The organism is Bacillus sp. 3103sda1, from assembly GCF_024159135.1.
Lineage (GTDB): Bacteria > Bacillota > Bacilli > Bacillales > Bacillaceae_G > Bacillus_A > Bacillus_A rhizoplanae.
The window spans coordinates 750,519-763,773 of the sequence record NZ_JAMYWS010000001.1 but is presented as its reverse complement, the minus strand read 5'-3'; the positions used below and the strand labels follow the sequence as shown (position 1 = coordinate 763,773).

Here is a 13,255-nt window from a genome sequence, read left to right as displayed (position 1 = left end):
ATGTGCAAAAAGCTGGATTTCCCTGTATGTGAGGAAGTCAATAAGAGTGGTACCGCGGTAGGTTTTAGGCCCATCGTCTCTTCAAGGAGATGATGGGCCTTTTTATATATTTACAACATAGAAAGGAAGGGAAAATCATATGACAAATAAACAAGAAAGTTTAACACGCACGATAACAGCACGCCATATTATGATGATGGCCCTAGGCGGAACTATAGGAGCCGGACTGTTTAAAGGAAGTAGTACAGCTATCGATATGGCAGGGCCATCGGTAATTATTGCCTATTTATTTGGAGGAATAATCCTAATGTTTGTCATGAAGGGCATGGCTCACATGGCATTAGAAAATCGACAAGCTAGAACATTTCGAGATCTAATTCAACCCGTTCTAGGTAAATATGCAGGATATTTTTTAGATTGGATTTATTGGAAAATGTGGGTGCTAAATATAGCTGCAGAATCATTAGTAGCAGCTACATTCCTTCAATATTGGTTTCCAAATATACAAATTTGGGTTTTAGCTTTCATCGTTTCTATCGCTGTTACTATGGTGAATTTATTTTCAGTAAAACTATTCGCAGAAACAGAATATTGGCTTGCCTTATTAAAAATTACTGTAATTGTATTATTTATCATATTTGGTTTTATCGTACTATTCGTTCCATTTCAAACTCATACTGCAATAGGATTTTCTAATCTATCATCACACGGTGGATTTTTTCCAAACGGTATGCATGGATTAATTTCAGCTATGCTAGTCGTAATATATTCATATGGTGGTGCCGAAATGATAGGTGTCACTTTAGCGGAAACCAAAAATCCAGAAAAAGCTATACCAAAAGCTGTAAGAGGAACATTAATTCGAATTATTTCTTTTTACATTTTACCTTTTTTTATCATAGTCAGTTTGATTCCATGGAATCAAGTAAATGGGGTTCCAGAGAGTCCGTTTGTAATGGTATTTAAAGCTATAGGAATTCCATATGCGGATCACGTTATGAATGCAATTATACTATTAGCCATTATCTCTTCCATGAATGCTGGATTATACGCGTCTTCACGTATCGTATATACACAAGCACAAGATGGACAACTTCCAAAAATATTTACAAAGTTGTCTCCAAAAAAAGTCCCTATTTATGCAATCCTAGCTTGTACATCTTCTTTATATGTAGGAGTGCTTATCTCTTTATTTGCCGGAAGCAAAACGTTTAACTATTTAATGGGGTCTCTTGCGTATACAGTATTATGCATTTGGATTATTATTACGCTAGCGTATTTGAAAATTCGCGTGCAACAATGGAAGCAAAATACCTATTCAGCTCGCTATTTTCCTTATACAACATTCGTATCTCTTTTGATTTTAATTTCCATATTAGTAAGTGTAGTTGCTACTACTTCTATAATGGTGACAATTATTACATTTGGTATTTATTTATTGATTACCTTGATTTATTTCAAAGCTTCTTCTCGTTTCACCATGAAACAAGCTGCTTAATGGAGTGGATGTTCCCCGTCAAGGAGCAAAATTCTATTTCATGTTCAAATTAGAATTTTAATTGAGCTCATAGAAACTGAGAAAAAGAAATTTAGAAGGAGATTCATGCATCCGAAAACAGAACATACGTTTCATTTTATTTCAATCATATTAGTTATCAGCAATTTGTTCAAATTTCAAATGGCTCCTGTGGTATCGAATCCAGAGGTGGGAGTCTTACTTCCCTAAAGTAGCTGGATAAACTCACGAATAGAGAGAAAACATGCAAAAGCAGCTGGATTCATCCAGCTGCTTTTTTCACTTTCTACAAATAGCCTTCCTCATCAACAACACAGTACTGCATTTACATCGTATGTTTAAACGCAAACAATTCTTCTGTTGCTATAGGCTGTTTCTCCTCTCTCTTCTCCTGTTTTGTACTCTCTCCTAGCTTTGCCTTCGCTACTGCATCCTGTATACATTTTACGATTATATTTCCTGAAAAAATGGTTAATCCCAAAAATGTAATAGGTACAAGTGGAATCCACGGATGAACTGTTAAAGACCGAAAATAGACTCCAATTAACCCCGACCATTCATGAGTATATGAATCCACTCCCTCATAAAAAATAACAGTTCCTCCAAAGAATAAACCTAATAAACCGAGATGCAGCAAAATAATAAGCGTTTGCACGAATTGCTGCATAAATACAATCACAAAAGTTGAATACAAGTGTGGAAAAACATGTTTCATGATAATGTGTCGTTTACTGCCTCCTAAAATTCTAGCAGCATCAATAAATTCTTCTGTTAATAACTTACGAATTTCATTTGCAAAATATAAAGAAATTGTCGGAACCGCCAGCGCCGTTAATAAAATAATTTCAAACGAAGCTCGTTCAAAAAAGGTAGAAGTTGCTTCACCATTGTGAAATGGAATTGCATAACGTAGTAAAAAATCCGCAATCATAATCATTGGAATGATTGTAAAACTATCAAAAAAAGCTTCTAATTTTGTAAATCCCCGCTTTATGTATGTTCCAAGAAAAACACCGAAACAAATGCCAAATGCTATGCGTAATAACGCAATAAATACAGATACACCGATTGTCCACTTTGCACCTTCAATGACTAAATTTAATAAGTCAAATCCTTTGTCATCTGTTCCAAGCCAAAACTGAAATGAAGGCGGGAATGGAGGTACTTCAGGTGTTCCGTCTTTATCGAACTGAATGGACACTTTTCGAATATTCCCATCATTAAAAAGGGTGTTTCCAACGCTTAATAGAACAAGTATAACAATAAATGATACACTCACCCAAAACCGTTTATCACGCTTCATATATTGCCACATCTTATAGCCTCTCTTTCATTGCATTAGGCACGAAATAATGAAACAACTTAAAAATAATAAAAATAGGTATATAAAGAAGCAACAAGCTCACCGTAAAAACAGGAATACCTGCTGCAAAATTAACACCTGTGGCTTCCCTTACAAATACAAACATGCCATACGTATTAAACATCCATTCAATAATGTACAAATTCGATAGCATAAACCAAATGTTCGTTTTTGCAAAAAAGAGCGTACTTAATAACACATTGCGTAATACGTGATGATTTAAAATGTAGAGCTTATCTAATCCTTTTGCCTTTGCAAACAGTACATAATCTTTTTCAAGTTCTGTTTCAAAACGCAGTAATAATAATTTTACAAACATAATTGTTGTCGGCACACTTAAACAAGTGATTGGTAATCCTCGAATAGATTGCTCTCCAATCCCCGAAATACTTACAGCTAAAATACCTGTTTGTTTAAAAATCCAAATGACAAAAACTTGCGAACCAATGATGAGAAGAATATCTGGAATAGATTCAAGAAAGAGTAAAAATGATTTGATTTTTTCTTGAACACTCGTGCTGCTGCGTAAAATAACATAAACAATTAAAAAAGCAATCAAAAGTGAAATAAAAAAAGAAGCTAAAAAGATAACCATCGTTTCTTTATAATGAACAAATAATTGAGGAAATAGCGGTCTTGGTTGCGGATCTTTACTAATTGGTAAATACGTCATCGATGACATATGTAACAAATTATTACACACCATTTTTACCGTCTCTATATATTTATGAAAATCTATTTTTAAACCTTGAAATAAACCAGGCAACGCCCCTAAACAAATAATCCCGATAACTGATAAGAAGAACTGCACAAGCACTTCTGAACTATGTATGAAAACCTTCTTTACCATACCCCTGCTCCCATCCGTTTTCTTCCATTTTATATACAGATTTTGTAATTGTAAATATTATCTGTAAATTACAGATAATAGAATCACTAAACTAATGTATTTTATTTTCATTCTTTTTCTCTATGAAAAGCCACCTATTATGTTCCACACTTAACCTTACATTATTTAATCTAAACCTTACAAAAATGTAATTTTGCTGTAAGATAAAACGATTTGTCAGATTTAATCCCTCTCTTATACTGGGAATTACAGAGACAAAAATGACACGAAAAGGTGAAAATAAAATGGTATAACAGTAAAAATTGCTCCTGGTCAAGATAAGCAAGCTGTACAAGATGCAGTTGTAAAATCATTAAATGATGCTAAAAAACCAGAGCACACAGGGAAATTCAAAGTACCAGATCCACAAGAAGCATTAAAAGAGATTGATAACTTCACAAGTATCTTAAAAAGCGTATTCGGTGGTATTGCAGCCATTTCACTATTAGTTGGTGGTATCGGTGTTATGAACATCATGCTTGTATCTGTCACAGAGCGTACACGTGAAATCGGAATTCATAAATCACTGGGTGCAACGCGCGGAAAAGTATTAATGCAATTTCTCATTGAATCTTGTATTCTAACAGCATTAGGCGGCTTTATCGGATTTATACTCGGCATCTTCTTTGCATGGGTTGTATCATTATTTGCAGCGTGGCCACTCGTTGTCTCAGTAAAATTAGGCTTAATCTCGGTCAGACTATCTATGTTAATCGGTATTTTATTCGGCTTACTTCCAGCCAACAAAGCTGCGAAGTTAGATCCGATTGAATGCTTGCGATATGAATGATAAAAAAGGTTGCTATATATGGCAGCCTTTTTTATAGATTTGTGTAGTCTTTGCATATTTTTTTCGTTTTTCCTCTCTCTACAGATCATCAAAGAAAAGAATCTATTACACTAAATTACTACCGAAATAGATAGAAAATTTTAAAAATGTAAATAACTTTTAATGTTCTTTCTTACAACAAAGAATTATAATTAGTTGATGTAAGCGTTGCACTAGCTTCAATTAGCGATGAAGGAGTATATAAAATGGATCAACAACCAAATTTACGTGAACATAAGCAAAAAAAAAGCAATAAAAAATTAAAAATTGTCGGGTTTGTTATTGTATTATTTTTAATTATCGGGGGAGGTTACACTTGGTTCTTAGTGAGTAAAGCATCTTCAGCTGTTCGAAATGCCGCTCATGATTTAGCGCGTGGTGATAAATCCAAATTACGTGAACAAGCTGTCAAACCCATTTCTAATAACGTATCTGTTTTAATTATGGGGATTGATGAAAACCAAGGACGTGAAAAAGAGTACGCGGGCTCATTTCATACAGATGCGCTGCTACTCGCAACTTTTAATAAGGATAGTAAAACAGTAAAACTAGTAAGTATTCCACGTGATACATACACGTCCATTCCAATAGAGAAGAAAAAAGATAAAATTGCACATGCATATGCATTTGGTGCTGTGAAAAACGGAAAAGATGGTGGCCCTCAAGCTACTATTGACGCAGTAGAAAAACTATTTAACGTTCCTGTCGATTATTTTGTAAAATTTAACTTTAAATCTTTCATTAAAGTTGTCGATGATTTAGGGGGAATCGACGTAGATGTACCCGTTACGTTTACAGAACAAGATAGTAACGATACAGCTGGTGCAATTCATCTCGAGAAAGGGTACCAGCATCTAAATGGAGAACAAGCTCTTGCTTTAGCAAGAACACGCAAAATCGATAGCGATGCTATGCGTGGTCAACGCCAACAACTTGTCATTGAAGCTACTGTAAAAAAACTAGCGAGTGCTGGTTCCATAACAAAAGTAGGAAAAATCATTGATGATATTAATGGAGACTTTAAAACAAATTTCTCCTTTGATGATATGTTATCATTCTACAAATATGGTATAGGGTCTTCAATTGAAAAAGTACAACTAGCTGGCGAAGACTGCTATATGGCAGCGGATAAAGTCTGTAAACCTACTTATGCTCCAAAACATACGTATTACTACATGCCTGATCAAAAAAATATAAAAGACATAACAAAACAACTTCGTGATCACCTTGGACTTCCTGCTGATACAAAACCTGTAGCCCAAGATGAAGATAAAAATCAGAATCAAGACCAAGAGGATAAAGAACAACCTACATCAAAGAATCCAACAAGCCAATCAACAAATAATAATTAATGTAAAAATAAGTCCTATGAAAATAGGACTTATTTTATATGAAAAAGTGAAGTTAGCATACTACAACAACATATCCATCCAAATTTTAACCGATGTTGCAACAATTAATATCGCTAATATCCACTGCAATATTTTTTGGTTCATTTTTTTACCGACACTCGCTCCGATAGGCGATGCAAGTAAACTTGCAATGGCAATGATTATAGACGGAAATACAACTACTTGTCCTGTAGAAATTTTTCCAACCATAATACCTATAGAAGAAATAAAAGTAATCGCTAATGAAGTCGCGATTGTCACACGTGTAGGCAATTTGAGGATGACAAGCATAATAGGTACTAAAAGAAAAGCTCCTCCTGCTCCAACAATCCCTGAAGCAGAACCTACAATAAAAGCTAAAACACTAGCTAACCACTTATTATACGTAAGTTCCCCTAAAGGGAGATCATCACGATTCTTTTTCGGCACAAACATCATAATGGCTGCAATTGTAGCTAAAATCGCATACATAACATTTACTTGGTTCTCATCTAATACCTTTGAACCAAGACTCCCTATAAAACCTCCTATTAAAATACTCGTTCCCATATATAGCACTAATGTTTTATTTATATAACCACTTTTACGATACGCCCATACACCTGCAAAAGTCGCAAAAAACACTTGTACAGCTGTAATGCCACTTACTTCATGAGCTGTATACCCCGTAAACCCTAATAACGCTGGAATATACAAAATCATGGGATAATTAATAATGGCACCACCAATGCCGACCATTCCTGAAATAAATGAACCAATAAAACCAATGATAAAGAGCACAACGATAAAGCCAAGGCTCATGTTCATTCTTCCCCCTTTTGAAAAGAAGGTATCCTACTCATAGAATACCCTCATCAATTTCTTTATTTCGATACGTATAACTACCCATTAGAGATTTAAAAGGGGGTGAATTTAAATAAACAAGTTCACATTTCCTTCAGACGCATCCGCTAAATATGCTGCAACTCCTGCAAATTCGACATCTTCCATAATTTCTTCTTCTTTTAGTCCTAATAAATCCACTGTCATTTGACAAGCGACTAGCTTTATTCCTTGTTCTTTCGCCATATCAATTAAATCTGGCAGTGGCATTGCATTATGTTTTTTCATGACATGCTTAATCATTTTCGGTCCCATACCTGCAAAATTCATTTTCGATAACCCCATCTTATCTGCACCGCGGGGCATCATCTTTCCAAACATTTTCTCTAAGAAATTTTTCTTTGCTTTTACCGGCTCATCTTTACGCAGCGCATTCAACCCCCAAAATGTATGGAAAATGGTTACTTCTTGATCATACGCTGCTGCACCATTTGCGATAATATACGCTGCCATCGCTTTATCGTAATCTCCGCTAAATAACACAATTGTTGTTTTTTTCTTTTGTTCCATATTGAATCTCCCCTCATTACATATACCCGTATAGGTAATTAAAAAATCCGTACAAAGTCCTTTCACAACTGAAAGGACTTTCTGTCTTCTGTTCATCTATTTCATAACTACTCTGTTTTCCCTTCCCAAGCTAACATTCCACCATTCATATTGATAGCTTGGAAACCCTGACTTTCTAAAAATTGAACTGCTCGTGAACTTCTACCACCAGAATGACATACAATCACATACTCTTTATTTTTATCTAACTCATGCATGCGAAACTCTAATAAGCCAAGTGGAATATGAAGTACTCCCGGAATTTTCCCTTCAGCAACTTCTTCTACCTCACGCACATCAATCATGTTTACCGTTTCATTACTCATAAGTTTATGTTCTAATTCTTTCGCAGTAATTTCTTTCATTCTTCATACATCCTCCTTAACTCCAAGCGTTCATACCACCTGAGACATTTATAATATGTTTAAACCCTAGCTTCTTTAAAATTTTTGTTGCTTGTTTACTTCTCATTCCACTTTGACAAATTACAATTACTTCTTTGTTTTTATCTAAGCTATTTGCTTTTTGTACTAATTCATTTAATGGCATATTCCGAAAACCTTGAATATGATTGCCTCTAAATTCCCCTGGTGTACGAACATCAATCAATTGCTTATTCTTTTTCTTGATCTCATCTTTTAGTGCTTTTCCGCTTATATTTTTTACTCCCTTAACAGGTAAAAAACGAGAGATAACAAACCAAGAAATAAGCGCAATAAAAACGATGTTCAATGCTACATTCGTACTCATACAACATCCCCTCCGTTCACTTTAAATCGCAAATCCATACTCGTCATGCAATCTCTTATTATTTACACGGACATTTTGTTAAGCTATAGCTTTGTATATGAAAGCCTTTCTTTCTCAAAAAACGTATACTCAAATTTCGATCTAACGTATTATTGACAATAAGATGAATCGGGCTATCTGGAATCTCATGATAATATCTCGCTAAATATGCGTATGGTATTTGAATAGACTCGGGAATGCTTTCCTGACTGCTTTCATTATAATCACGTGAATCTAAAATAACTTCATTACCATATTTTACAGTTCTAGGATGTGAAATGCATGGAACACCTAAGATAGGAAAGTAACGTCTAAAAAGTATACGGGCAAAAACAATCATTAACGCAATACCTATATAAAACATGTTTATCATTATCCCCCTATTTTTAAATTCATTTAGCTCCATACATTTCTCAATATACACATTGAATTCCGCAATAAGACTCTTATTTTTACGCTTTCTTAATCCAGAATTTTAGAACACCGTCTTCTTCAACATGTTGTAATACTTCATGTCCACCTGTTTGTGCCCATGCTGGAATATCTTTTATAGAACCTTTATCTGTTAAATGAACCTCTAGCACCTCTCCAGATTGCAGGGCATCCATCGCTTTTTTTGTTCTTACGATTGGCATTGGGCACGCTAATCCTTTTGCATCTAATACTTGTTTTACATTCATTTTATATACCTCCAGTAGTATGTTTTATTTTAAATTTGTTTCCTAATAGAAGATAACTAGAATCTCATGTTATTCATGTACTGCACAGCGATTTGGCCCTATTTCCATTTCACGCTGTTCTTCTTCATTTGGATTGATTTTCCCCATATTCGTTTGACGAATTTCTTGATATGCATTCGGCTGTGGTGGTAAGTTTTCTGTAACTGTTTTACGAAACTCTGCCTCATCCTCAATATTTAATCCTGCATTCTGTACAAATAAATCTTTCAATTTTGCGCTAACTACGCCTTGTTCATCCAGTTCACTCACTTTAGAATAATGAGCTGGTAAAACAATTAACTCTTGAGATAGTTCTTTGTAACGTTTATATAAAGTAATACGTAAATCACTTACCCAGTCTTCTGCCTTACCCGCAAGATCTGGGCGACCGATGGAATCTACAAATAAAATATCACCTGATAGAAGATAAGAATTATCTACGATAAATGACGTACTCCCAATTGTATGACCTGGTGAATAAATTGCTTGAATGTCAATTTTTGTTGTTCCAACTGTAATGACAGTTCCTTCTACAAGCGGCTCATAAGAAAATACGACCTCTTCTGCATCTTTTGGTGGTAACCAATACGTAGCGTTTACCTTCTCAGCTAACTTACGACCGCCAGAAATATGATCGGCATGTAAATGTGTATCCATAACATTCGTAATCACAACACCTTGTTCTTTCGCAAAACTTTCATAAGCTTCGATTGTGCGTACAGAATCAATCACTGCCACTTCACCATTCGAAACAACCATATACGATAAACAACCTTTTCCGACGCGATTGAATTGATAAATGCTACCGCCATCTTTTAAATTACCTACTTTAATTGGTTTAACATACTCACTCCAGGCTTTCATACCACCAACTAAATAATAGACATTCTCTATGCCAGCTTCTACGAGTTGTTCAGCAACAAACATAGAAGACCCTTCTTTCGCACATACAACAAGAAGATCTTGATTTTTTGGCAATTCAGCCAAAATACCGTCTACACCTTCTAATAGATCAAAGTATGGCTTATTAATAGATGCTACTTGCTTTCCTTCAATTTTCCAATCCACATAATCTGCTTCATTACGAACATCTAAAATAAACAGTTCTTCAAACAACACCTTCTCAGCAACATCTTTCGCTTGTAATCCTACAACACCCATTACCTTACCCCCTACGGTATATTTTTATTTAAAAAAATAAAAAACTCTTTATTCCTGCTCCAAATTACCTTGCCACTGCGACATACCAGGGACTACATTTTTCACATTCAAGAAACCTTGTTTTCTAATAACTGACATGCTAGATCACTACGGTTACCTGTGCGGCAAATGACATAAATCGGTTTTGTTTGATCAAGCTCACTCCATCTTTCTTCTAAATCACCTAACGTAATTAATACAGCTAATGGAATGTGACCAAAAGCAAATTCAGCTGGTTCCCGTACATCTAACACAATGCATTCTTCTTGAGATGTTAACTTATTTTGTAGTTCTTCATTTGTCATTGTATGAGGATACTTAGCCTCTTCCTTCATTTCCTCTTGACGTGCTTTTCGTAAATAATGCTTCAAAACACTGTTCTCGTCTTTCGTACCGAGATATTGATGTCCTACATTTTTCGCCCAAGCTTGAATATCAGCTATCGATCCTTTATCTGTCGCTTCCACTTCAATGACTTGCCCTGCTTCTAATGTATCCATTGCTTTCTTCGTCCGAACAATTGGCATCGGGCATGCTAAACCTCTACAATCCAAAGTAGTATTAACTTTTATACTCATGTTTCATTCCTCCTGAAACTATCATTATACACATACCTGTACGGGTATAATAAAATCATTTTTAAAATCTGTCAATAAATTGACAGATTATCTACTTTTTACAAGTAGTTGTACAGCCTCTTTTATTACATCTTCATTAGACGTATCACCTTTTTCAAACTGCTCGCGAAGACATTTTTCTAAGTTCGTTCCGACAATTAATCCAATGGTACGATCCATCGCAGAACGTGATGCAGTCAATTGTGTAATCACTTCTTTACAATCTTTTCCTTCTTCCATCATGCGAAGTACACCACGAATTTGTCCTTCAATTCGCTTCAAACGATTCTTCATGTCTTGACCATATTCCAATGTATGAGCACCTCCATGCTTTTATTTGTTTTATGTTAAAGTAAAGTGTTTATTTAACCTTATACACGTATATTATACCCTAGAGGGTATTTTGTAAACCCCTCTTTTTTATTTTTTTGTGATAAAGTGAAACTTCTATCAGTGGGGCGTTCTTCATCCCCACTGATAGTTAGTTGAACCAATCGGGTCTTTACGGGCAGTTATCCCCCACCTATCCTCTTAAGAAAAGCGGAAGCGGCTCGCTCAGAATCGCAGGACGTTGGAGCACCCGACAGAGAGGAGCTTTTTGCCTCGTCCGAGGGGGCGAAACGACCGGAGATTCTAGCCGCTAGAGCTGGACAATGCTTCTCTCTTAATCTTGAGGTGGGGGTCTTACTGCCCGTTAATGCGGGCTAACGCCCTATCAAAACTGACAGGACGTTATCACTTATAGTGAACAAACTTAAAATATTAATGCTCAACACGACTTGGCAAAGCAGTCGCATACAATTTAAAACCACCGTCTACATTCTTTGCTGCATACCCATTTTCCATTAAAATACGTGCTGCTACGTAACCTCTCATGCCAAGTTGACATGTAATATAAATTTCTTGATTTGTTGGAATTTCATGCAGTCGATCACGCAATTCATCCAATGGGATATTCACAGATCCTTTTATGATTCCTTGTTTTAATTCATGCGGTTCACGAACATCAATTAAATATCCGCCTTTTTCAACGATGTCATCAATTTCATGCCATTGCACTATATGAACAAGCCCTTCAATCATATTGCTTGCTGCATACCCCACCATGTTTACAGGATCTTTAGCAGAAGAATACGGCGGAGCGTATGCTAATTCTAAATCAGGTAAATCCATAACCTTCAATTTTGCTTTCATTGCTGTTGCGATGACATCGATACGTTTATCTACGCCATCGCGGCCTACAGCTTGCGCTCCGTAAATTTCTCCAGTTTCCTTGTTAAAGATGAGCTTTAGTAAGATCGGATACGCATTTGGATAATACCCCGCATGAGAGTGTGCTTGTACGTGAACTACCTCATAGGGTATCTCTAAACGTTGTAATACTTTTTCATTCACTCCTGTTGAAGCTACTGTCATTTCAAACACTTTTGCAATGGATGTACCCATCGTTCCTTTATATATAGACTCTGCACGGCCATGAACAATATCCGCTAATAGACGCCCTTGACGATTTGCCGGCCAGGCAAGTGGAATCATTGTTTCCGTTTCCGTCACAAAATCTTTTACTTCAATCGCATCTCCAATCGCATAGATAGACGGATCAGAAGTTTGCAGTGTTTCATTTACTTTAATTGTATTTCGAACGCCTAGTTCCAGTCCTGCATCTTTTGCCAAGCTACTTTCAGGTTGAACACCGATAGAAAGAATAATCATATCCGTATGAATTTTTGTACCGCTTTTCAGACGAATAACTGCTCCATCTTCTTCGAATGCTTCTACCCCATCTTCTAAAATGAGCTGAACGCCATGCTTTGTCATATGTTCATGCACGTATGCTGCCATTTCATAATCAATCGGCGGCATTACTTGATTGTTCATTTCAACAAGTGTTACATCAATGCCTCTTTCTCTCAAGTTTTCAGCCATCTCAACGCCGATAAATCCCCCGCCAATTACAGTCGCATGACGCGGTTTATTTTCATCGATATATCCTTTCATACGATCTGTATCAGGTACATTTCGTAATGTAAATAACGCTTTCGCTGTTTCAATGCCTGGAATTGACGGAACCATCGGCTTAGAACCCGGTGAAAGAATTAAAACATCATAAGATTCTTCGTAAGTTTCATTTGTAACTACATTTTTCACAACAATTGTTTTTTCTTCTTTATTAATTTTTATTACTTCGCTTAAAATGCGAATATCTAAATTAAAACGCTTTGACATTTTTTCAACTGTTTGCACTAACAACTTTTGTCTTTCTTGAATGACTCCGCCAATATAATATGGTAGTCCGCAGTTTGCAAATGAAATATACTCTCCGCGCTCAAACATAATAATCTTATCATCTTCACTTAAACGACGCAGACGTGCTGCCACTGATGCCCCGCCAGCAACTCCGCCAACTACAAGAATTTTTTTACTCATCCTTCTTTTCCTCCTTCATATATGGTTCAATCATTCCCACTTTTTAATTACATATACCCGTATAGGTATATAATAAACATAAAA

At 35.8% G+C, this 13,255-nt stretch carries 13 protein-coding genes, 2 pseudogenes and 1 other annotated feature (1 of these 16 running past the window's edge); of the genes and pseudogenes, 3 read left to right on the top strand and 12 right to left on the bottom strand.

All coding sequences use genetic code 11. The features are described 5' to 3' along the window. Positions 1–84, top strand: a binding site (T-box leader); it begins 173 nt to the left of the window's first position. A 55-nt stretch (positions 85–139) separates the two neighbouring features. Then, the gene (locus NKR74_RS03900) at positions 140–1,498 is read left to right on the top strand and encodes an amino acid permease (protein WP_253628676.1); all 1,359 of its coding nucleotides are present in this window, start codon (positions 140–142) and stop codon (positions 1,496–1,498) included. 343 nt (positions 1,499–1,841) lie between these two features. On the opposite strand, the gene NKR74_RS03895 is transcribed toward NKR74_RS03900, so the two are convergent. Next, positions 1,842–2,831 carry an ABC transporter permease gene (locus tag NKR74_RS03895; RefSeq protein WP_253628675.1) on the bottom strand — a complete coding sequence of 330 codons (990 nt, stop codon included), beginning with the start codon at positions 2,829–2,831 and terminating at the stop codon, positions 1,842–1,844. Position 2,832: 1 nt separating this feature from the next. Next, positions 2,833–3,729: an ABC transporter permease subunit gene (locus NKR74_RS03890; RefSeq protein ID WP_253628674.1), complete on the bottom strand. Its 897-nt coding sequence runs from the start codon at positions 3,727–3,729 to the stop codon at positions 2,833–2,835. Positions 3,730–4,177: 448 nt separating this feature from the next. Here NKR74_RS03890 and NKR74_RS03885 point away from each other — a divergent pair. Together NKR74_RS03885 and NKR74_RS03880 are read left to right on the top strand one after the other, a co-directional pair. Further along, positions 4,178–4,558: pseudogene (locus NKR74_RS03885) on the top strand (ABC transporter permease); the annotation flags it as partial. A 245-nt stretch (positions 4,559–4,803) separates the two neighbouring features. Beyond that, positions 4,804–5,949 carry an LCP family protein gene (locus NKR74_RS03880; RefSeq protein WP_253628673.1) on the top strand — a complete coding sequence of 382 codons (1,146 nt, stop codon included), beginning with the start codon at positions 4,804–4,806 and terminating at the stop codon, positions 5,947–5,949. Between the two features lie 60 nt (positions 5,950–6,009). On the opposite strand, the gene NKR74_RS03875 is transcribed toward NKR74_RS03880, so the two are convergent. From NKR74_RS03875 to cdr, 10 genes and pseudogenes are all read right to left on the bottom strand, one after another. Beyond that, on the bottom strand, positions 6,010–6,789 hold the full coding sequence (locus NKR74_RS03875) for a sulfite exporter TauE/SafE family protein (RefSeq protein WP_253628672.1): 780 nt from the start codon (positions 6,787–6,789) through the stop codon (positions 6,010–6,012). 111 nt (positions 6,790–6,900) lie between these two features. After that, positions 6,901–7,380: a DsrE/DsrF/DrsH-like family protein gene (locus tag NKR74_RS03870; RefSeq protein ID WP_253628671.1), complete on the bottom strand. Its 480-nt coding sequence runs from the start codon at positions 7,378–7,380 to the stop codon at positions 6,901–6,903. Positions 7,381–7,487: 107 nt separating this feature from the next. Then, positions 7,488–7,784: a rhodanese-like domain-containing protein gene (locus NKR74_RS03865; RefSeq protein ID WP_098308179.1), complete on the bottom strand. Its 297-nt coding sequence runs from the start codon at positions 7,782–7,784 to the stop codon at positions 7,488–7,490. A gap of 16 nt (positions 7,785–7,800) precedes the next feature. Beyond that, positions 7,801–8,169 carry a rhodanese-like domain-containing protein gene (locus NKR74_RS03860; protein ID WP_098308177.1) on the bottom strand — a complete coding sequence of 123 codons (369 nt, stop codon included), beginning with the start codon at positions 8,167–8,169 and terminating at the stop codon, positions 7,801–7,803. A gap of 58 nt (positions 8,170–8,227) precedes the next feature. After that, positions 8,228–8,572: a rhodanese-like domain-containing protein gene (locus NKR74_RS03855; protein ID WP_253628670.1), complete on the bottom strand. Its 345-nt coding sequence runs from the start codon at positions 8,570–8,572 to the stop codon at positions 8,228–8,230. A gap of 88 nt (positions 8,573–8,660) precedes the next feature. Next, the gene (locus tag NKR74_RS03850) at positions 8,661–8,888 is read right to left on the bottom strand and encodes a sulfurtransferase TusA family protein (RefSeq protein ID WP_098308173.1); all 228 of its coding nucleotides are present in this window, start codon (positions 8,886–8,888) and stop codon (positions 8,661–8,663) included. Between the two features lie 69 nt (positions 8,889–8,957). Continuing rightward, complete coding sequence (locus NKR74_RS03845; protein ID WP_253628669.1) at positions 8,958–10,088, bottom strand: MBL fold metallo-hydrolase; 1,131 nt, start codon at positions 10,086–10,088, stop codon at positions 8,958–8,960. 48 nt (positions 10,089–10,136) lie between these two features. Next, a pseudogene (locus NKR74_RS03840) lies at positions 10,137–10,705 on the bottom strand (sulfurtransferase TusA family protein). 87 nt (positions 10,706–10,792) lie between these two features. Beyond that, positions 10,793–11,056 carry a metal-sensitive transcriptional regulator gene (locus tag NKR74_RS03835; protein WP_035432943.1) on the bottom strand — a complete coding sequence of 88 codons (264 nt, stop codon included), beginning with the start codon at positions 11,054–11,056 and terminating at the stop codon, positions 10,793–10,795. Positions 11,057–11,506: 450 nt separating this feature from the next. Next, complete coding sequence (gene cdr, locus NKR74_RS03830; RefSeq protein ID WP_253628668.1) at positions 11,507–13,171, bottom strand: CoA-disulfide reductase; 1,665 nt, start codon at positions 13,169–13,171, stop codon at positions 11,507–11,509. Positions 13,172–13,255: the final 84 nt, after the last annotated feature.

Coding starts and splice junctions, on each gene's coding strand:
- NKR74_RS03895 (WP_253628675.1), bottom strand. CDS start 2,831: ATGTGGCAATATATGAAGCGTGATAAACGGTTTTGGGTGAGTGTATCA.
- NKR74_RS03845 (WP_253628669.1), bottom strand. CDS start 10,088: ATGGGTGTTGTAGGATTACAAGCGAAAGATGTTGCTGAGAAGGTGTTG.
- NKR74_RS03870 (WP_253628671.1), bottom strand. CDS start 7,380: ATGGAACAAAAGAAAAAAACAACAATTGTGTTATTTAGCGGAGATTAC.
- NKR74_RS03900 (WP_253628676.1), top strand. CDS start 140: ATGACAAATAAACAAGAAAGTTTAACACGCACGATAACAGCACGCCAT.
- NKR74_RS03860 (WP_098308177.1), bottom strand. CDS start 8,169: ATGAGTACGAATGTAGCATTGAACATCGTTTTTATTGCGCTTATTTCT.
- NKR74_RS03890 (WP_253628674.1), bottom strand. CDS start 3,729: ATGGTAAAGAAGGTTTTCATACATAGTTCAGAAGTGCTTGTGCAGTTC.
- NKR74_RS03865 (WP_098308179.1), bottom strand. CDS start 7,784: ATGAAAGAAATTACTGCGAAAGAATTAGAACATAAACTTATGAGTAAT.
- NKR74_RS03880 (WP_253628673.1), top strand. CDS start 4,804: ATGGATCAACAACCAAATTTACGTGAACATAAGCAAAAAAAAAGCAAT.
- NKR74_RS03850 (WP_098308173.1), bottom strand. CDS start 8,888: ATGAATGTAAAACAAGTATTAGATGCAAAAGGATTAGCGTGCCCAATG.
- NKR74_RS03875 (WP_253628672.1), bottom strand. CDS start 6,789: ATGAGCCTTGGCTTTATCGTTGTGCTCTTTATCATTGGTTTTATTGGT.
- cdr (WP_253628668.1), bottom strand. CDS start 13,171: ATGAGTAAAAAAATTCTTGTAGTTGGCGGAGTTGCTGGCGGGGCATCA.
- NKR74_RS03855 (WP_253628670.1), bottom strand. CDS start 8,572: ATGTTTTATATAGGTATTGCGTTAATGATTGTTTTTGCCCGTATACTT.